The 20855-nt window shown below is 51.2% G+C and carries 15 protein-coding genes; 8 read left to right on the forward strand and 7 right to left on the reverse strand.

Annotated elements, in window-relative coordinates; translation table 11 throughout:
- Positions 1 to 11: 11 nt before the first annotated feature.
- Positions 12 to 2396 carry a TonB-dependent receptor gene (locus G535_RS0100495; protein ID WP_026860279.1) on the reverse strand — a complete coding sequence of 795 codons (2385 nt, stop codon included), beginning with the start codon at positions 2394 to 2396 and terminating at the stop codon, positions 12 to 14.
- A 129-nt stretch (positions 2397 to 2525) separates the two neighbouring features.
- On the opposite strand from G535_RS0100495, the gene G535_RS13985 reads away from it, so the two are divergent.
- Complete coding sequence (locus G535_RS13985) at positions 2526 to 2927, forward strand: MerC domain-containing protein (RefSeq protein ID WP_026860280.1); 402 nt, start codon at positions 2526 to 2528, stop codon at positions 2925 to 2927.
- Here G535_RS13985 and G535_RS12495 read toward each other — a convergent pair.
- Positions 2853 to 4490 carry an ABC-F family ATP-binding cassette domain-containing protein gene (locus tag G535_RS12495; RefSeq protein ID WP_051206857.1) on the reverse strand — a complete coding sequence of 546 codons (1638 nt, stop codon included), beginning with the start codon at positions 4488 to 4490 and terminating at the stop codon, positions 2853 to 2855. The genes G535_RS13985 and G535_RS12495 overlap by 75 nt on opposite strands.
- Positions 4491 to 4665: 175 nt before the next feature.
- The gene (locus tag G535_RS0100510) at positions 4666 to 5178 is read right to left on the reverse strand and encodes a helix-turn-helix transcriptional regulator (RefSeq protein ID WP_026860281.1); all 513 of its coding nucleotides are present in this window, start codon (positions 5176 to 5178) and stop codon (positions 4666 to 4668) included.
- A 99-nt stretch (positions 5179 to 5277) separates the two neighbouring features.
- On the opposite strand from G535_RS0100510, the gene G535_RS0100515 reads away from it, so the two are divergent.
- The 5 genes from G535_RS0100515 to G535_RS0100535 all read left to right on the forward strand — a co-directional run bounded on the left by G535_RS0100515 (position 5278) and on the right by G535_RS0100535 (position 11293).
- Positions 5278 to 6465, forward strand: a complete 1188-nt coding sequence (locus G535_RS0100515) for a TolC family protein (protein ID WP_026860282.1) — start codon at positions 5278 to 5280, stop codon at positions 6463 to 6465.
- Positions 6462 to 7478, forward strand: a complete 1017-nt coding sequence (locus G535_RS12500; protein ID WP_051206858.1) for an efflux RND transporter periplasmic adaptor subunit — start codon at positions 6462 to 6464, stop codon at positions 7476 to 7478. The genes G535_RS0100515 and G535_RS12500 overlap by 4 nt, the downstream gene beginning before the upstream one ends.
- A complete protein-coding gene (locus tag G535_RS0100525) occupies positions 7478 to 10546 on the forward strand; it encodes an efflux RND transporter permease subunit (RefSeq protein WP_026860283.1) in 3069 nt (1022 codons plus the stop codon). Before G535_RS12500 ends, G535_RS0100525 begins: the two co-directional genes overlap by 1 nt.
- On the forward strand, positions 10536 to 10838 hold the full coding sequence (locus G535_RS0100530) for a DUF3240 family protein (RefSeq protein ID WP_026860284.1): 303 nt from the start codon (positions 10536 to 10538) through the stop codon (positions 10836 to 10838). Before G535_RS0100525 ends, G535_RS0100530 begins: the two co-directional genes overlap by 11 nt.
- A 113-nt stretch (positions 10839 to 10951) precedes the next feature.
- Positions 10952 to 11293 carry a metalloregulator ArsR/SmtB family transcription factor gene (locus G535_RS0100535; protein WP_026860285.1) on the forward strand — a complete coding sequence of 114 codons (342 nt, stop codon included), beginning with the start codon at positions 10952 to 10954 and terminating at the stop codon, positions 11291 to 11293.
- 1 nt (position 11294) lies between these two features.
- Here the strand turns inward: G535_RS0100535 and G535_RS0100540 are convergent, their stop codons facing one another.
- The 4 genes from G535_RS0100540 to soxR all read right to left on the reverse strand — a co-directional run bounded on the left by G535_RS0100540 (position 11295) and on the right by soxR (position 16480).
- Positions 11295 to 12317 carry a toxin-antitoxin system YwqK family antitoxin gene (locus G535_RS0100540; protein ID WP_026860286.1) on the reverse strand — a complete coding sequence of 341 codons (1023 nt, stop codon included), beginning with the start codon at positions 12315 to 12317 and terminating at the stop codon, positions 11295 to 11297.
- A gap of 1 nt (position 12318) precedes the next feature.
- Positions 12319 to 13611 (reverse strand): toxin-antitoxin system YwqK family antitoxin, encoded by a 1293-nt coding sequence (locus G535_RS12505; RefSeq protein ID WP_051206859.1) that lies wholly within the window; start codon positions 13609 to 13611, stop codon positions 12319 to 12321.
- A complete protein-coding gene (locus G535_RS0100550) occupies positions 13608 to 15917 on the reverse strand; it encodes a hypothetical protein (protein WP_026860287.1) in 2310 nt (769 codons plus the stop codon). Before G535_RS0100550 ends, G535_RS12505 begins: the two co-directional genes overlap by 4 nt.
- A gap of 113 nt (positions 15918 to 16030) precedes the next feature.
- The gene (gene soxR / locus G535_RS0100555; RefSeq protein ID WP_034727130.1) at positions 16031 to 16480 is read right to left on the reverse strand and encodes a redox-sensitive transcriptional activator SoxR; all 450 of its coding nucleotides are present in this window, start codon (positions 16478 to 16480) and stop codon (positions 16031 to 16033) included.
- A 156-nt stretch (positions 16481 to 16636) separates the two neighbouring features.
- On the opposite strand from soxR, the gene G535_RS12510 reads away from it, so the two are divergent.
- On the forward strand, positions 16637 to 17773 hold the full coding sequence (locus tag G535_RS12510) for an efflux RND transporter periplasmic adaptor subunit (protein ID WP_051206860.1): 1137 nt from the start codon (positions 16637 to 16639) through the stop codon (positions 17771 to 17773).
- Positions 17760 to 20831, forward strand: coding sequence for an efflux RND transporter permease subunit (locus G535_RS12515; protein WP_034727132.1), 3072 nt, complete (start codon positions 17760 to 17762; stop codon positions 20829 to 20831). The genes G535_RS12510 and G535_RS12515 overlap by 14 nt, the downstream gene beginning before the upstream one ends.
- Positions 20832 to 20855: the final 24 nt, after the last annotated feature.

Raw genomic sequence — 20855 nt, forward strand, 5'->3', positions numbered from 1 at the left:
TGATCAATAAATTAGAAATAGCCACGTAAACCAATTGCGAAACTACGTCCTGCACGCGGTGCGATATCCTTCAAAAATGAGGTATGTACGCGTGCTTCGGTGTCGGTCAGGTTTTGTCCTTTTAAATACACCGCCATGCTTTGGTCCAAGAAGGTGAAGTTATAAGCGACACTGGCATCAACCATGGTGTAACCGTCGGTCGACGTTTCGGTTGCCGCCACCTTATCCTGTTCTTGGTAGCGAATAACGTCGAGGTGAGCACTGATAGCTTGGGCTTCATAGCTCAACTGGGTACCGAAGCGCAGTGGTGGCGTGCGTGGTAAATCACCGCCATCTTGTAATCGTGCGCGCACGTAATCAGAGAAGAAGGTCGCTTTAACGTCGCGGGTTGCTTGCCACGCCACTTGGGCTTCAAAACCATGCAATACCACATCGTCGGTGCGGAACAAGTACACTGGCAACTCGCTTGCGTGGTCATGATCATGCGCATCCCCATGGTCATGATCATGCCCCGCCTCTGCGTATAAACCAGTGTTGACTTGGTAGTAGTAGTTATCGACTTGGTTATAGAACGCATTGAAAACAAAACCAACATCGCCCTGCGTTTTGCGGAAGGTCAAATCGATATTGTTGGCGGTTTCCAAATCAATAGTGCGTTCAGTCAAACCAAAGTCGAAGTGACCATCATGTTCATGCACATCAAATAACGCCCCTACTTCGTAGGTGCCAGTGCCGATATGTGGGCCGAACGACAATAGCTCAGATGCCGAAGGCGCGCGCTCAGAACGTGACAGTGACAAGCCAATGTTGTAGCCCGGGGTAAAATCCCAAACCACACCAGCCGAAACACTCACAGGCGTGAATTCTTGCGACACGTCAAAGACCCGAATCACCCCATCCCCATGGGCGCTATGAGCCGTGCCTGCGTCATGCGAATGAACCTCTAACGGTGGTAACAGAACAGCGTCAGCATCCAAGGTGACCCGCTCAACCCGGCCACCAAGTTGCACCAGAAAGTCGCCCAAGTGCTTTTCTTCCATTAACGCCATCGCGTAGGTGCGTGCTTCTGACGGCGGCGTAAAGGCTTCACTCCCTTGCGCGGTAACATCACTGGCTTTGTATTGGAAGCTCAAGCCACCACTCCACCCCGCGAATGGTTGGTGCATTACATCGAGACGGAGTTCTTGCGTCTCATTTTCAAAGGTCGTACCGACCAAGCCAGCTTCAATTTCGGCGTGTTCGTAGTCGGTCAGTGCTGCGCGCGCATTGATGGTGCTGATCCATTGCGAATCAACGTTGATTTCACTAAGAATTTGCACACGAGTTTGGTCTAAATCTGCGTAAACCTGCTCTTCTTCAGCATGATCGTGGCCATCGTCTCCACCATGTGTATGCCCTGGAATGCCGTATTCACGATTAAATTGCTCGACCGCAATACCCACGTAACCACGGTCAAATAAGTAACTCGTACCAATAGTAAAACCATTCGACTCCTCTGCCGTGTTCGCAACGGTACGCTCCGACGACAATGGTTCGTGTACGTCAGGCGCAACCGGCACTTCATAATCATCGGTTTCACGCCAGTAGCCATCTAAGTAAAGACCTACATTGTCAGTGCCTGTGGTGAAATTGAACGAGCCAAGTTTGCGTTCATCGGCAGAGTTGCCTTCAAGCAACCACTCACCACGAGTTACCGTGTCCGTCGGCACGCGACTGTCGACCACATTCACCACACCACCGATAGCACCGCTACCATAGAACAAGGTTGCCGGGCCACGCAGCACTTCTATTTGTTGTGAGGTCGAAGCTTCGGTTGCCACCGAGTGATCGGGTCCAACCCGCGAGACATCACCAACATCCAAACCGTTTTGCGCGATCATCACGCGCGGGCCACCTAAACCACGAATTATCGGCGTACTGGCTACGCCACCGTGGAAATTGGTGTGCACCCCAGTCACTTTTTCCAGCGTATCGCCAAGCGTCGACGCTTGTTGGCGACGGAGCGTGTCACCTGCTAACACCGTCACCGGTGAAGCCGATTCCATGGTCGACATGTGCACCGGCGAAGCCACAACGTCAATCACTTCAATCGGTGAGTAACTCAAGGTAAGCGTGACTTGCTGCGCCGTTTTATCAACCACAGTCACGTCATGAAACAAATGCGCATAACCCGTTGCCGAGATATGTAATTCACGCTCTCCTACGGTCAAGTCGCGTAAGACGAAGCGACCATCCTTGTCAGTGACAGCTTCGCTGCCGGTTCCTTTTACTTTGACACTCGCGTGCGCTATCGGCTTTCCAGTGCTATCCTGCACCACGCCTTCAATCGATTGCGCGAGAACACTCGTTGGGAAGAGTAAACTCAGAGCCGCTGCAATTCGCGTTACTTGGTACATCAAAATCTCCCGTTAGATGATCATTTGGCTTGACTTGCTTTTGTTATGTTATAACATATCAACACCAACGCGAGAAATGCAACTGCGAATTTGAATTTTTTTGATCAGCTTTTGAAACAAGGAATAGCGATGACACGATTTCAGCAAGTAAGTGACAAGGCGGCGATCGGGCTCTCTTTTTTATGCCTGCTCCATTGTCTACTATTGCCTTTGCTGTTTATTGTGGTGCCGTCATTTGCGGGCATCATGGCGCTAAATGACGACTTGTTTCACCAGTGGATGTTGGTACTTGTGGTACCCGTGAGCGCCTTCGCGCTAGTGGTAGGTTATCGCCACCACCGCAACGCCAAAGTCTTTGCCTCTGGCGCTGTCGGCGTGAGCTTTATGGTGATCGCAGCACTGATTGGCCACGACTTATTAGGTCATACAGGTGAAATTATTCTTACCATCATTGGTTCACTGATTATCGCCTTCAGCCACTTCCGCAACTACCGACTCAATCGCACCCGCGCGTGCGCCATCAAGCCGTAAGCGTTGCGCGATTTTAGCATCACAAACAAAGCTTTCATCGTGACTGACTAGCAATACTGGCCCCTGATAATGAGCCAGTGTCTGAGCAAATAGAATTTTGCTCGCGAGATCCAAATGGTTATCAGGTTCATCCAGAAGAAGTACGGGCTGTGACGATTGGCGACTGATCAACAACAACGCCAGCTTCATCCGCTCGCCGCCACTCAATTGCGCAATCGAACGATGCGCCTCTTCACCACGTAAGCCGATGCCAGCAAGCAATGTCCGTAGCTCCTGTGCAGTGAAACCTGAACAAGCTTGGTGTAGCTGTTGCAAGGCGGTTTTACTTGGATCGAGCAGGGAAAAATGCTGATCCAAATAGAACGTTTCCGCATTTAGCGCTACAGTACCGGCTGCAGGAGACAACTGACCCGCCAGAATTTTCAGGAAACTGGACTTGCCGCTCCCATTCGCGCCCTGAATATGAAGCTTCTCATTCCCATGTAAGCACAAACTCAACGTTTGCGAAGTGCCGTAGGGTAGAACCATCTCACGACAAACAATGACCGCTTTACTATGACGCTTGCTCGGTGCGAAATCTAACCTCTGTGGACGCAACAGGTGCTGCTGGGCCCGCAAGTGTTGCGCTTGCTCCGCTAAACGTTGTGATTGCTGCTGATCGACAATCGTACGTTTACCAGCTTGCGCAGTGGCACGTTCTTTTTGTGCGTCGAGCAACACTTTTGACTGGCTCTTACGCTGTCGCGATTTGTTGCCCTGCGCTGCGCGTTGTTGCGCTTGCTCTAAGCGTTTTTGCGCTTGTAACTGCGCTTGCTTTTGTTGCCGTTGCACAGTTTTTAGCTGTCGCGCCACGGCTTCAGTCTCACGCGCTTTCTGGGTTTGATAGCTGTCATAGTTACCACCATAACAACGCACACCTAAAGCCGATAATTCAACGATCTGCTCCATCTGACGCAAGAGTTGGCGGTCATGACTGATCACCAATAATGCGCCAGCATAACCTCGCATCTGACGCAACAACCAAGCTCTCCCCTCTTGGTCAAGGTGATTACTTGGCTCATCTAAAATCAATAGTTGTGGTGCAACAGGCGCGACCTGCGTCAACGCTTGCCATAACAGTATCCGTTGCCGCTCCCCACCACTGAGCTGCTGCCAGCGGGTTTGCAGACTAAGGTGCAGTCCCATCGCCTGTAGCGCGGCTAAACGTTGTTCGGGCAGCGTCCATTGTTCACCAATACACTCAAACCAACGGGCATCACAACTTCCCGCAGCAATTTGTTGTCGCGCTTCAAGCACATCTTGAACGCCGAGCACCTCAGCAACAGTCGTGGTGTGACGAAAAGTTTGTTCTTGCGACACCAAGGTCACTGACGCCGGAACCGTCAAAGTACCGGAGGAAGGCTGACGTTGTTCGGCAAGTAGTGCTGCAAGTATCGACTTACCTACGCCATTGTCGCCAACAAGTCCGCTCCGCGTGACGTCAAACGAAAACGAGAGCTCATGAAAAAGTGAAGTGCCATCGGCAAAGCGATAGCTTAATTGTTGCGCTTGAACAGATAGCATAACGCGCCTCCTGAAGATCAGGGGGCAAGCCCAGCGCCATTGCGAGTAGAAAAAGTAAAGACAGCGACGCCGACTAACCCTGTGGTTCCAAAAAATAAATAAGGTTGGATACAGGTGTTAGTTGTTCATGATGGCGTCGACTCCTAGAAATGATTGCCTGGGTAGTTTAACAAAACTAATCAAGCAGCGCATCTATCAGCCAAGCTGACAGGTTATTGCGACCACTTAGTCCTGATTTTGAATACACCGAAGAGGCTTGCTGACGCACAGTTTTCTCTTTGGTGTTACGTACTTCCGCGATTTCATTCAAGGTTAGCCCTTTAATCAACAACACCGCAACTTCCTGCTCACTGGGAGAGAGGCGCCATTGTTTGAAGCGTTCTTGAATCGCAAGGTACGAGTTTGGCTCGTCCTGCAACGCAGCCTGCGCTTGCGCCGCTTCTTGCTCGCGTTGTACCGCCTGCTGTTGATGCCGTTGCAGCGCCTCTTTCAAGGTACTTAGTTCGGCGTTACGGCGACTTATCCGTCGCCATAACACAGTGAACGCAGCGATGGCGATCACCACCGTGGTGGCTTCAACAATCAAATGCCACAGTGGCACATTCATATGGTAGTCCGCTACGACATCCGAAATGTTCGCCGCCGCAATGAGCAGAAAAATCACCATTAACAGTCGGTCAATTGTCATATATTCCTCGATTCGCCCTACGCTTTAGGACATCTGTCCGATGCTCTTTTAGCGCAACAACCTTAGCCTTTGTGGTGATATTAACCGAAGGAGTTCCGGATGTCTTATATCACCTGCAAATCAAGCGCACTTTTTTTTATCCTGAATCTTACATTTGGGGTGAGTTCCGCCGCCGCACAAAATGCCCCTACCGCTCACTCAGATGATTTGATGACCGAAGCACTCACCCGAGTACCACAGGTTGCGCTTAACCAAACTGCGGCGTTTACCGCCAGAACAGTTCTTGCCAACGCGCCATCATTGTCAGTAATGCGTTGGCAAAGTCAGGAAGATTGGGGAAGCGATGAAACCGAACTAACACTTCAATTAAGCTTTCTTTCGCCTGCCCAACGTCAGTTGCTGGCAACATCCAACGAACTTAGCACTGCGCTGCAGCAGCTCCAACAACAGCAACAAGCACTGCAGGTGTCAGGGGTACTCCGCCAACTCTACTGGCAAGCCCAATTGCTCAAGACCGATTACGAGTACTACCAGAGTATCGCCGCGCACTTACAGCAACTAAGCGAGATCACCGAACATCAGGTCGATGCGGGTGAGCTCTCTCGCTATGCCTTATTGGTGGTGCAGCAACGTTATCAACAACAACAGAGCTTAGCGCAAGCCAAACAAGCCGAGCAACAACAGCTGCTGACCCTCTGGCAACAACTAACGGGGCAATCCCAATGGCCCCATCAACTGCCCGAAACGCGCACAGTGACAACTCAGCCCCACCCACAACTGCAGGCGCTCCAGTTGCAATGGCAAGCGAGTTTACTTGCCAGCCAACAAACAGCTGCGAGTGATAGTGCTTGGTCCGTCAGTGCGGGGTATAAACACATTCAATCGCCCACAGGTTCCGAAGCACAAGTAGGGCTTGGCTTTAGTATCCCTTTAGCAACGACAAACTATTTAAGCAACGTCGAACTCCAAGCGTTACAGCAGCAACAGCGCGCCCTCACCGCCGCGTTACAACAAAGTCAACGCGAACTGGCGCAAGCACAAGCCGAAGCACAACGTAACCTCACCCATTGGCAGCAGCAGTTAACTGCGCAGCGTCAGGCCGCCGCCTTAAGTAGCGCAGCAATGGCAGCCCTCGAACAACTGCGTCAAGCGCAACACATTGATACGGCGTTGTATATCGACCGCTGGATTGAACAGCTGACTTATCAATACGAGGCGCGCACCATCGAATTACAAGTGCAGTATGCCTATGCTCAATTGCAACAAGCTCAAGGAGTATCCCTATGATCCGCCGTACCTTAGCGCCTTTTTATTTCACCTTCGCTGCAGCAGTACTTTCAGTACCTTGTGCCGTGGCACAAAATACTAGCGTTCCGCTGCAAGCGGTGGACAACTACGCGCTCGACCTCGAACCAGCGCTGGCGGTACAAATGATTCCTTTGGCACCGGTATTGGCAACAGTACGTGCAGCCGCAGGTCAGCCGCTGCAGATTCCACAACCTTTTGAAAATGTGGCGATTCAATTGCACGTCAGTGACGGCACGAGTATTGCCGCACAGACGCACGTTGCGACCCTGCAAGGCCCAGCCGTCGAACACTTTTTTCATCGCTATCAGTTGCTCAGCGAGCAATACAGCGTTGCGCAACGCCAGTATCAAAGCAAGCGCAAGTTGTATGCGCAACAAGCTATTTCGGCAAATGATTGGCAGCAATTTCTCACCGAGTACTTGCGTCTTTCAGATACCATGCACGAGCTTGAGGTGTTACGCCAACAATACCAGCAGGTAAACGATGACACGGCCCATTACTTCGCACCAAACGCCGGTATCTGGCGTATCAGTAACCAAACAGGACAACTAGGTAGTCTCTTGCCGACAAGCCAGCTGCGTCTCGCCATTCAGGTTGCCGCACACGACGCCGAGACCATTGAGGCAATTCAACTCGAGGAGCAGCAATTGCCTATTCTTGCTCGTGATCACGCCAGCACCAATGGCTTAGTCACCCTCTGGAGCGCTGTGCCAAAGAACACAGCCTGGCCCCTGCAACAAACCTTGAACGTACAACCGCTAACGGCTCTCTCAAATAGTTATCGCGTTGCAGCAAGCGCGATCACCACTATCAACGCGCAAACCGTAGTGTTTGAACAGCATGGTGAGCAGCTGCGTGTTGTGCCGGTCACACTCGTGAGCCTTGCCGATAATCACTACTTTGTGACTGCAACAAGCGGCATTCAAGGCCGTATTGCCACAGCCTCAGTCGCAGCGTTAAAGGGCCAATTAGAAAGTGAGGAGCAAGACTAATGATCAAACAGATCATCACCTTTTCACTCAAACACCGGCTGTTTGTATTCATCAGCTTCCTGCTGTTGATTGGCGCGGGGGTGCAGTCGTTACGTGAACTACCGGTCGATGCGTTCCCTGAAATCTCACCGACGCAAGTCAACCTTACGCTGCGTGCACCGGGCATGTCGGCCGAACGCGTCGAACGCCAAGTGACCCATCCCATTGAAACGGAACTGCTAGGTATTCCCAAGCAAACCATCCTGCGCTCAACCACGAAGTATGGGATTGCCTCGATTACGCTCGACTTTGTCGATGGCACCGATATTTACTGGGCGCGCCAGCAAGTCGCTGAAAAGCTTGCCGCGGTACGCGACAGTTTGCCTGCAGGCACGCAAGGTGGTTTGGCGCCAATGAGCACCCCATTAAGTGAAATGTTCATGTTCAGCGTTGAAAACCCTCATTTATCGCTGACCGAAAAGCGTCACCTCCTCGATTGGTTGATCCGGCCGGCGCTACGCACCGTCGCTGGGGTCGCTGATGTCACCAATTTAGGCGGCAAGGTAAGAACCTTTCAGTTTACGCCAGATATGGCGCGCTTAAGTAGCGCCAAGCTGACCTTGACAGACCTTGAACAAGCGCTAGACGACGCTAATCAAATGGGTAATTTAGGCCGCTTAACGGTAGGCACCGAAGCCTTTAGTGCGCGCGTCAGCGGGCAGATCACGAGCCTTGCCGATCTCGCGGCAATACCTGTCAGCAATAGTGCCGGGCAAGTGTACCGCCTCGAGCAACTTGGCCAAGTTCAACTAAGCTATTTGCCACGTTTTGGCGCCATTACCAAAGATGGTGAAGAAGCCGTCGAGGGCTTGGTCGTTGGTTTACGCGGCGCAAACGCTGCCGCCGTGGTGGCTGCGGTTACCGATAAAATTGCGCAATTGCAGCCAAGTCTACCCGCAGGTACCGAGATCAACGTGTTCTACAACCGTAAGGGCCTGATTGATACCGCTATCGAAGCTATTTCTAGCGCCCTCGTACAATCCATCGTACTGGTGGTCGCGGTACTGATATTCTTCTTACGCAACGTACGCGCATCATTGTTGGTGTCCTTGGCCATTCCAATTGCAGCCTTAATCACCTTCATTTGTCTGCGCTTACTCGGCATCTCCGCCAACTTAATGAGTCTTGGTGGTTTGGTCATCGCCATTGGCATGATCGTTGACGCCGCGGTGGTCATCACTGAGAAAATCGAGACAGAACTCAATTCCGCGAAACAATTGCCCTTACTGCACAAAATTTACCGCGCCAGCGTTTCGGTTGCACCTTCCGTGGTCAGTGGCACTGTCATCATTATTTTGGTGTTTTTACCGCTGTTAAGTCTCACCGGGTTAGAAGGTAAACTTTTTTCACCGGTCGCCTCGACCATTGTCATCGCCATCACTGCTGCGCTAGTGACGGCACTCACGCTCGTTCCTGCGTTGGCCTCAATGCTGATGCGCCCCAACCAACGCCCAAATACCATGCTGGAACGCATGCAGCGCGGTTACCGCAGTCTTCTCGAGCGCGCAATGAAGCAAAAGAAAACAGTAATGATTGGCTTTGCCAGTGTCGCGGCCCTCAGTGTCGTAAGTTTCTTATTGGTCGGTAAAACCTTTATGCCGACCATGGATGAAGGCGACATCATTGTGCAGTTGGAGAAGTCGCCGTCGATTTCATTGCAAGAATCCATCGCCATTGATGCCCAAATCGAGAAAGACTTACTCAGCACGCTGCCAGAAATTAAGCAAATCGTGGCGCGTACCGGTTCAGATGAACTCGGCCTTGATCCGATGGGGCTTAATGAAACCGACGTATTTATGGAGCTGCAACCGCAAGAAAGTTGGCGCTTTGAGACGAAACAAGAACTGATTCAAGCAATTCGCGAGGTCATCGCCAACTACCCAGGCATCAACGTGAATGTGACCCAACCGATTCAAATGCGTATTTCTGAAATGCTTACCGGAAGTTCCGGTGCAGTGTCGATTAAAGTGTTTGGCGATGACATGGAAACCTTAGCGCAATTAACCGATGCCATTGTTGCCCAAACCAGCGCGATTGATGGCGCCGTTGACGTGCAAGCCAGTGTGATCACCGGAGCTCGCTTCGTTAGCATTGTGCCCGATCTACAAAAACTCCAGCACTACGGTATTTCGAAAACCGAACTGAGTCAGTTTCTCCATGCCCAACTGACCGGTTACTCGGTCAGTGAAGCCATTGATGGCCGCATTCGTACACCGATTGTGTTTGGTGCGCAACATCCCGAAGGCACCTACCATGCCATCGAAAACCTACAACGCCAAACCATCCTTGGCGCGGATGGCAAGGCTGTGCCCCTAAGCGCCTTGGCGACCATCCACTATGATCATGGCGCTGCTATTATCGAACGGGAAAACGCTAACCGCTATGCACTTATCACCAGCAACGTCGAGAACCGTGACGTGGTCGGTTTTGTTGAAGCGCTAAAAGTCCAGATTGCGACCAGCCTGACTTTACCTTCGGGTTACTATGTTGAGTACGGCGGTGAGTTTGAGAACCAAGCGCGCGCCAGTGCCAATTTGCTCATGGTGATCCCTGTCGCGCTCTTACTTATCGTGATTTTATTGTTTACTTCGATGGGCTCAATGCCACTGACCACCATTGTCTTAACTAACATTCCGTTTGCCTTGAGTGGTGGCGCCATTTCACTTTGGCTCAGCGGTGAATACATGTCGGTGCCCGCCTCGGTCGGTTTCATTGCACTGATGGGCGTTGCGATACTTAACGGCATTGTCATGGTCAGTCATTTTGAACAGAGTAAGGTTCACTTTGCCACTACCGAACAATTAGTGTTGCAAGGCGCCACAGATCGTCTACGTCCGGTACTGATTACTGCGGTAACAGCGATCTTTGGCTTAGTCCCCTTGCTTATCGCCAGTGGCCCAGGTTCTGAGATTCAAAAACCATTAGCAATCGTGGTGATCGGTGGACTTATTACCGCCACCCTCGCGACCCTAGTGCTACTGCCTTTATTGTATTTGCTCACGCAACGGAGAACAGCGCATGGCAACTAAACTCATGAAGCTCTACTTTAGCCAAGCACAGAAAGCGGATGTGGTGGACTGCTTGCTGCAAGTTGACAGCATTTCCGGTTTCAGCATCTATGCCATTGAAGGCTATAGCCGTTCACATGAACGCTATGATCTCGCCGAGCAAATCAGTGGCGCTCGGCGAATGCTTACGGCCGAAATCATCTGCACCGACGCAGCCGTTCCGGCGCTGCAAAAGGCGCTTGCGCAACTGCACTTTAGTGACCCTTTGCGATATACATTGGTGGCGATTGAGGCAAACGGTCACCTGAACTAGCCGTGATGCGTGTGGCATTAAAAAAATGTAACACTTTTTTCAAGTAAAGATGCTTGCATGGGGATCTCGCTTTCGATAATTTACCTGAAGTAACTTAATGTAAGTTGTTGTTTATGCGACCAGAAATTCTATTTAAATGTCTTTCAGACACCCATCGCCTCATCGGCCTGTTGCTGCTTACTCAAGTTGAAGAAAGTTGTATCTGTGATTTAACCACCGCAATGCAGATTGAGCAGGCGAAGTTGCACCGTCATTTGGCTGATTTACGTAAATGCGATCTGATACAATCGCAGCGACGTGGCAAATGGACCTATTACCGCCTCACCCCCGAACTACCTGTTTGGGTGAACGACATTATTCAACGTACGGCGATCGCACATCAACAGCAGCTTGCCGAGGCCCTAATACGACTTCGACAAGCACAACGTGCGGTACACCCGTGCCACTATTGGTAACTCACCTTTGGTTTCCAACCTCACCTAAATAGGTGAGGTTGTTTTGTTCGAGGAAGTACGTCATTTCTGGCGTGGTTAACAGCTGCTCAAGCTCGCCGTAATGGGTTTTGCAGTTGTCCGCTTCAGACGGCTCATAATACAAGAACGCGTCGTCGTTGATGTAACAGCGGTCGTAACGCACTTCACCAGCTGGCGTAAACAAAATGTCAGCGAAACCCGATACTTTTTCAGGCAAGACCGTCACAATGGTGCCGCGCTGTTCGGCATCGAGGCGCCAAGTCGCTTGCACTTTATAGCTGCGCAAAAAGCGCATGGTGCGGTCACCGTAGAGGCGCTCAAACTTCAATTCTGGCGGTGCTTGCACAATTTCAGCATAAGGCCGCACTTCCTCACCCGGCTCATGCCCTTCACTGACCAAACGAACCATGACCTCATCGTCGTAATGATAGGTCGTGCGGGTTTTGAACTCAGCGCCCTCACGGCTTTGCTTGGTCACCAACAAGGTGGGTTTGCCATCAGTGTAGGTGGTTTCATGCGAATAGAGGTTTAAGTAGCCATCACTCTCACTGCGCCAGCGATAGATATGCGGGCTGACGTAGGCGCCGTCCTCGACGGTGAATTCGGTGTAGGAAATCTCGTAGTCATCGCTCGTTTCACGCCAGTAGTTTTTCCCATCCAAGCGGCCGTCTTTGGTGCTCACATAAGCTAAAGTCAAACCGGTATCATCGTAGGCGCGATAGTGCTTAATGACGCCACCTTCGTAAATGGTATCTGAACGCTTAATACGGTTCTCGTGCCACTCGCTATGAGTGCCGACGGGAACCCCTTCATCATACTCCCCCACCACGGCAATATGATCTTCACCGTACCACTTCTCAACTTTCCCGGTGTAGGGCTTGCCGTTCGCCTGATAGGCCTTACCGCCCACATAAGTAAGACTTTCCGGCTCTACCGTGCTTGGACTACAAGCCATTACAGCAACACTCATGCCGACCATGACGGCAACACGTGTTAACGCTTGCATACTACTCTCCTTGTTGCTCCGCCGGTGGCGGGAATTCACTGACATCAAAATCTTCTTCGTAACGCTCATTGAGCAGCTTGCCATGATCGTATTCGGTCAAGAGGTAAGGCTTACCAGCAAGATACGACCACGACTTACCATGGCGTGAACCGTTGCGATATACCGCGATATCACTCAAGGCACCACTTTGATCAAATTCAACCCGTAGACCATGGAGACGGCCTTCATCGTTATAACGCTCAATGAGGCGCAAATAACCATGCTCCGAATACGCGCGCCACTCGCCTACTTGATAGCCGTCACGATAGTCACCGCGCGATACTGGTGGGTAACTGTTACGAAACTCCCATGGTCCTTGGCGTACACCCTTCACATAATCACCGAAGGTGACCAATTTACCGTCGATATATTCTTCGTAACGACCGTGCAACTCGCCATTTTCATAATGCGCCAGCTCTTTCAGTTCGCCGTCCTCATTAAACTCTTTGCGCACGCCATGTAGCTGCCCGTCGGCGTTGTAGAATTCCTCATAGGCGTAGTACGAACGGCTGCTCACCCATTTGCCAACACGTTTGCCGTGATCATACTTGCCTTGCACGAGCACCTCGCCATCAGCGCTGGTCGCCGTATAGTCACCGTCGCGTTTGCCTTTTACGTAACGCACGCGCTCAACTTCATCGCCGTAACGCGAAATATAAAGGCCATGCAAATCATGCTCGAGGTATTCGCGACGTTCAATAACCTCACCCGCCGCGTTGTACGACTCATGTAATTTCCATGCTTCATCGTTCGCTTCCAAGCTTTTTTGCTGCAGCACTCCCTCACTACTGAAGTGCTTGCGCTCGGTCACTAAGCCGCGTTCATTCTGGGTAAGCTCCGTCGACCGCACCAAGGTGCCGTCACTGAGATACTCACGTCGCACCACACGCTCGCCCGCCGCATCGTAAACTTCAAACAGCTCAACGTTACCCTCTTTGTCATACCAAATGCTTTCGCCAACCAAAGTGCCGTGCACATAGGTGCGCTCAAGTCGCAAAGTACCATCATCGTGATACTGTCTCACCGGACCATGAAACTTATCGTTCGCGTAGGTTTGTAATTCAACCAAAACCCCGTCTTGCGTCCAACGTTTCATCTCACCATGGCGCTTACCGTCCACATAAGGCGTTTCTGAGCGTATTTGGTCATTGTCAAAGTAATAACGTTGCACCTTTGTTTCTTGGGCGACCGCCGCTGAACTGCTTAGCAGCGCCGCGGCAATCACTGTGCGTAATACGGTTCTATGTAAGCTCATTGGGCAGCCCCCTCAATCAAGCTAAAGTCCGGCAAGGCACTAAACTGATGCTGCCAGCTTTTCGTCACCGGCTCGCCGGTCGCGATCAAGCGCTCCACGCTGGCAACACGTCCACCAATCCGTAACTGCCCCTCGTCATCAAGGTAATCGCCAAGGGTTGCATCAAAATAACTTTCTGGCTGCTCGCGGTTGCTTGTTGGTAACACCGCTAGCGCACGCTCACGTTGATCAAGAAAACGATACTCACGGAGGAAGTCACTCATTGGCAACTGCTCGGCTTGTTGTTGCCAATCGTCACCAAACAATTGCACCACATCGACCAACCAAGTCTTCTCACCTAAGTCAATGGCGACGTCTTGCCACTGCGGACTGCCTTTACAGTGCATTTCGACCGTCACTTGATGACCGTAAAAATGCACCAGCACGGCATCTTCGGTCATCAGTTGAAAGACCGCTCGGGTTGGCATTTTCGTCGCACTGTAATAACCCACATTATGCAATTGCTTGTTTTCAATCATTTCCAAACGACTGCCTTGCTCCATTGCCCCGCTACTCTCACTTAAGTCGCATAAAAATGCTTGCTCTGGGGTCAACGTCACGAAAAGCTCGTTACTGGCCAATGCAAGCGGCGCAATGTCAGTCAGCGGTGCGGTGACAAAACGCGCGTCCTCTGAGCCATGCGAGCCATAGTTGTCGTCATCAAGAAATAACGTCTCAGTTTCAATCGGTGCCATTGAGGTATTTTGCGAGAGCTCCTCTTCGTCATAAAAACGAACGATTTTTTCACCGAGCTTTTCATCGGTAAACTCAGTAAACAAAAGCTCAATCGTATCCGGCAATTGCTCCGGGAACAGCAAGGTCAAGGTGGTGCTGTAGCTGCCCACCTTGGCAATCTCCAGCAAACGGCTTTGCCCCTTGTTGACCCACTCTGGCGCATCACTATCAAGATTGTAATCCAGCTCGCCACCTTCAATACCACCCACTTGCGTGTTGAAGTACGCTGTCTCTGTTGGTTCGAGGCGTAACTTAAAAATCTGCGGATTGTCTGTCGGCGTTAAGGTTGCAGTTGCTCCCTCGCGCTCTAACGTGGCGCCCTCCGCCTTAATCGGCAAGGTCATCACCTCGTGAATAGCAGCGTAATGTTCAATGCGTGCCTCAAAGCCAGCGAGCTCCTGCAGTTTGGTGTAAGTATCACGCCAACCCAATGGATAAAGTTCAATCGAGCTTTCCGCATCATTACTGTAAAAACCAACATGCGTGAACGCACCATTGGTATGGAAGTCGACATCGAGCGGCTGATCAGCATCGTTCAAGGCTTTAATATCTTTGACTTTGATATGTCCAAGCCCCTCAAAGCTAACGCCCGGGTGGGCATAGCTCAATAACAGCCGATTGTCATAACTTGAGACCGAACCGACGTCATTCAACAACGCTTGCTCACTCACCGCCGGCGGAATGTCATACACGTAGGTTAGATCGGTATCCGTTAATGGCAGTGCGTTACGTTCATTCAAAAAGGCCAGATCGTGACCGTACATCCAATCTTCTGGATAAAGCGACAACACCACTTGCATGGTGCCATCCATACCAACTTCTTTTGGTAAAGGGGTATGGGCTATCAAGGTTTGTCGTACGGGCCAGCCCGTATTGCGCTCCACAATCGAGTAGCCATAGATCCTAGCGCGGCCATCGGCACTTTCACCATGCAACGTTAAGGTCACTGTCGCCGCATCGAAGGCTTTCACCGTTACCTTAATATCAGGAATTTCAGCATCGCCTGGCACGATAATGTGCTCACCTTCCGCAATACGAAGATCGTCCACTAAACCAGGACGACTAAGCTTATCGTTCAGCATCTGCTGAATTGGGTTCACCCCTTGACGTTCAAAGTCATCGGGCTTTTCATGCACCTCAAACTCGAGGGTTTGGTTGGTCGCTTTATCGATGACGAAACTAAAGCCCGCGTCCATCATGGCGCGCATCTCTTTGTCACGGCTGCTGCTAGGTTCATCAAAACTACTAAAATGCCCTTGCGGGTACTTCATGCGCATGAATTCAGGCAGCATATGCATACGATACACATCGCCGTCATCGCTAATTTCATAATTCATCAGCATCATATTGCGCATGGTTTCGGTGTGTTCACGCGACCCCCGTTGCACAGTGATCATCATGTTGGCATGGGTTTGATAGCGACGCGTTTCACCATCTTCAGGATGAAACTCCAAGGTCGTCGCCGGACCAGAATCTGAACACGCAGTCACGAAGAGAACGCAAGCCGCCACTGCTGAAAGGCGCCGTAACATATTTCCCCTACTATTTTTTAACGAGAGTATGAAAAAACGCATACGATAGTGAGTCCAGCGGCTAACCTCAAGCAAAGCTTGAGAATTAACCCTGTCTTTACATAGCTTGCTGGCTAATCTGGTTTCGCTTGAATCAAGATTTGTGCGCCAGGTCCATCTTGCCCCAACACATCGCGCGGATTTCGCAACGGACAGTCAGCCATAGATAAGCAACCACAGCCAATACAGCCGCCCAAATTGTCGCGTAGTTGTGTAAGACTTTTAATACGCTCATTAAGCATTTCATGCCATTCTTGACTAACCTGTTGCCAGTCTTCTCGACTAATCGCTTCTTGCGGCAATCTATCAAGGTGATACTTGATTTCTTTTAATGAAATTCCGGCCTGTTTGGCTATACGAATAATAGCAATCCGCCGCAAAATGCTGCGATCGTAGCGCCGTTGGTTGCTGGCTGTCCGCCAACTTTTAATCAGTTTCTTTTCTTCGTAATAATGGATGGTCGATACCGCCACACCACTGCGTTCAGCGACTTCACCGACCGTCAGCACTTTTCCCGCCACCATAAAAAACCTCTTGACCTCAAGTATACTTGAGGAAATAGTATGCCCGTCGGTTCTATTTCTCAAGCTCAATGCGATGAGCCTTGCTGAGGTTGCCGACACTGCTTGTCGTCTTCCTCATGAGCGCTATCGCCATACTTTTATGAGGTTATCGACACTATGACTACCCCCAACAGCCAGCGGCGCAAGCGGCAAACCGCTTTACTCAGTTTGATCATTACCTTAGCGGTTGTCACTGCGTTACTTTCCGGTTTGTATTACTGGCGCATGCAGAACCAAAGTCAACCTAGCGGCTGGCAACAACAAGCACTGCCAGTAACGGTGATAAAAGTCACGCCACAATCACTGCCCAAGCAATTCGCCGCGGTTGGTGAGCTGACGGCACAACAACAAGTTGAACTTACCGCTGAAACAGCAGGTCGGGTGACTGCCATTCATTTTGAATCGGGCCAAACGGTCGAGGCTGGCGCACCTTTAGTACAATTATTTGACGCGATTGAACAAGCCCAGTTGCGCGACAGTGAAGCGTCACTAGTGCTAGCCAAGCAACAGTTGCAACGCGTGCAAGAACTCACCCCTACTGGTGCAGAGTCAGAAGAAGTTTTAGGACAACGAGAAGCGGCTTATCAACGCGCCCAAGCGCAAGTAGAATCGGTGCAAGCACAACTGCGCATGAAGCGCATTGAAGCCCCTTTCAGTGGCAAAGTAGGTCTGCGTCAGGTGCACCTTGGCGACTACCTAACCTCAGGTACGCCCATCGCCACCTTGACGAACCTTACCCAACTCTACGTCGAGTTTGCCCTACCGCAAGCAGCGCTTGGGCAAATCACCGAGACCGCAACCATTACCTTCACCACCGACGCTTACCCTGGTGAGCATTTTACCGCGTCACTTGCTGCAGTTGAGCCGCAAATCAACCCAGCTACACGAACCGTCCGCGTGCAGGCACAGGTCGACAATAGTGATGGACGTTTGCGTCCAGGACTTTACATCAATGCGATCATGCAACGCCCTGAAGCTGACCGCGTACTAGCGTTACCACTCAGTGCAGTCCAGGCCTCCGCGCAAGGCAACAGCGTGGTGGTGGTAAAAGGTGAGCAACCATTGCAACAAGGCGCAATCGCCGTTCAACCTGTACAAACAGGGCAACGTATTGGCAATGCAATCATTATCACTGCCGGCTTACAAGCTGGAGATGTTGTGGTGGTCGATGGGCAAAACCGTTTACAACCAAACGCCCCGGTAACTGTCGTTGAACAACAACAACCAGAGGAGCTCCAACATGCACTTCACTGATCGTTTTATTCAGCGTCCTACCCTTGCCATCGTCGTCAGCCTTCTGATCTTATTGATCGGTATAAGTGCGGCCATGAACCTGCAAGTGCGTCAATATCCAAAAATGGAAAGTGCGACCATCACCATCACCACTGCCTTTCCTGGCGCGACACAGGAAATGATGCAAGGCTTTGTCACCACGCCAATAGCGCAATCCATCGCAACGGCAAGTGGCATTGCGTACATGACCTCCAACTCGACCCAAGGACGTAGCCAAATTTCGGCAAAATTGGTGCTCAATGCCGACGCTGATCGGGCGATGACGGAGATTTTATCGAAAGTACAATCGATCAAATACCGGCTGCCTGCCGGTGTGACCGATCCGGTGATCACCAAACAAACCGACGGCGCATCAGCAATTCAATATGTGGCTTTTGTCAGTGAACAACTAACGGCCTCGGAGTTGGCAGATTTTGCTACTCGCGTTGCACAACCGCTCATTACGTCGGTCAACGGCGTTGCCTCAGCCAGTATTGACGGCGGTGCGCCACTGGCCATGCGGATCTGGTTAGACCCCAACCAACTCGCCGCGCGGCAATTGACCGCAACGGACGTCGTACAAGCGTTACGGGCCAACAACGTGCAAGCAGCGCCGGGACAGCTGAAAGCTGGTGATACCGCGCTCAGCCTGACTGCAGCAACAGATCTACGCTCGATTGAGGCGTTTCAAACGATCATTGTCAAAGAAACAGCCACTAGCCAAGTAAAATTGCAGGATATCGCCACCATCGAGCTTGGCGGTCAGAATTACGATTCTGCAGCGCTTTCTGGTGGCAGACAATCGGTTACCATTTCAATCACTCCGACACCTGATGGTAATCCGTTGGACATCGTCGCCGACGTGAAAGCCTTAATCCCGGATATTCAAGCGGTGGCACCACCGACCGTTGAAGTCTTTAGTCAGTTCGACGTGGTTCACTTCGTTGAAGCTTCCATCAGTGAGGTTGAAAAGACCTTAATCGAAGCAATACTGATCGTCATCGCGGTGATTTTCCTGTTTCTCGGCACCTTTCGAGCCGTCATTATTCCGATTGTAACCATTCCGCTGTCGTTGCTAGGCACCGCGGTACTCATGCTAGCGTTTGGCTTTTCGTTAAACCTACTTACGCTGCTCGCAATGGTACTTGCGATAGGTCTCGTCGTTGATGATGCGATTGTGGTGGTGGAAAATATTCACCGTCATATCGAAGAAGGACGCACGCCGATTGATGCTGCGCTAATTGGCACCCGAGAAATTATTGGTCCGGTCATAGCCATGACCATTACCTTGGCCGCCGTCTACACTCCGATCGGACTGATGGGCGGCTTAACCGGCGCCCTCTTCAAAGAGTTTGCTTTTACCTTAGCGGGTTCGGTCATCGTCTCCGGTGTGGTGGCATTAACCTTGTCACCAATGATGAGCAGTCGCCTGCTTAATGCCAAGCAAGCAGAGTCGAAGACCGTGCAGAAACTTGAGCACGTCATGCAACGCTTAACCAAGGGGTACACGCGCTTGCTCGACCAAACGCTCGCCCATCGCGCTGCCGTCATTCTGCTTGGCGTCACCCTACTTGGTGGCATTGTCATGCTGTTCTCAGGAGCTCGTAGTGAACTCGCGCCGCAAGAAGACATGGGCTACCTCTTCGTACAAACCAAAGCGCCGCAATATGCCGACAAAGCCTATACGCAACGTTATAGTGAGCACGTTGAAGACCTGTTCCACACCTTTCCAGAATATCAAGGAAGTTGGTTTGCGATTGGTGGCGATATGGGCTCAAACATCGGCTTTGGCGGCATTATTTTGGATGAGTGGGACGAACGCGAGCGTTCAGCTGATGCCATTCAAGCGGAGCTCACAGGTAAACTCGCTGGCGTCACTGGGGTTTACTCCAGCGTCTTTCAAGACAGTCCTTTACCGGCGAGCACAGGTGGTTTGCCAGTGCAGATGGTGCTCCGTTCGTCGGCGTCATTTGCGGATATCTACAGCACCCTGCAACAACTAAAAGGGGCAGCTTGGGGTAGTGGCTTGTTTGCCTTTGTCGATAGTGATCTGGCATTCGATAGTCCGGCTGCACATTTGCAGATCGATCGCGATAAAGCCACGGATCTTGGCATTAGCATGGCGCAAATTGCTGATACCCTCGCCATCTTGGTAGGTGAAAACTACGAAGACCGTTTTAATTGGTTTGATCGTTCCTACGATGTCATCACCCAAGCAAAAACCCAGTACCGACAAACGCCCGAAGACCTCGCACAGTTTTATCTGCGCACTGACAGCGGTGAGCTCGTCCCGCTTAGCAGCGTCGTTCACTTCGAGCAACGTCAACAAGCAAACAGCTTGCCACAGTTCAATCAAATGAACTCTGCTACCCTCTCGGCAGTTTTAATGCCTGGCGTCACCATGGGGCAAGCCGTTGATTTTCTGCAACAACAAGAACTCCCGCAAGGGATGAGTGTTGACTGGATGTCAAACAGCCGCCAATACGTTGAAGAAGGTAATCGTCTGCTCACCTCCTTTGTCTTTGCCATGGTAGTGATTTTTCTTGTCCTCGCCGCACAATTCAATAGCTTCCGCGATCCATTAGTGATTTTGGTCACCGTTCCCTTAGCTATTTTCGGAGCACTCGTGCCGCTGTATTTAGGCTATACCACGCTCAATATCTACACCCAGATTGGGTTGGTAACGCTGATCGGACTTATTTCGAAACATGGCATTTTGATGGTGTCCTTCGCTAACGACATTCAAGCGGAAGAGAACCTTAGCAAAGTTGCCGCAATCCGACGCTCAGCTGCAGTAAGGATGCGTCCGGTATTGATGACCACTGCAGCCATGGTTGCGGGCCTAATTCCACTGATGTTCGCCTCGGGCGCAGGTGCAGAGAGTCGCTTTGCTCTGGGTGTCGTCGTGGTCATGGGCATGTTGATTGGGACCTTCTTTACCTTATTTGTCCTGCCAACAATTTACACCTTTGTCGCCGCGGACCATCGTCCGCACTCATCCCTCGAAACCGATGTGCATCGCACACAAGAAATGTCGTAATGATGCACTATTTTTCATCCCTAA

This window comes from Pseudidiomarina sediminum DSM 21906, assembly GCF_000423165.1.
GTDB lineage: Bacteria > Pseudomonadota > Gammaproteobacteria > Enterobacterales > Alteromonadaceae > Pseudidiomarina > Pseudidiomarina sediminum.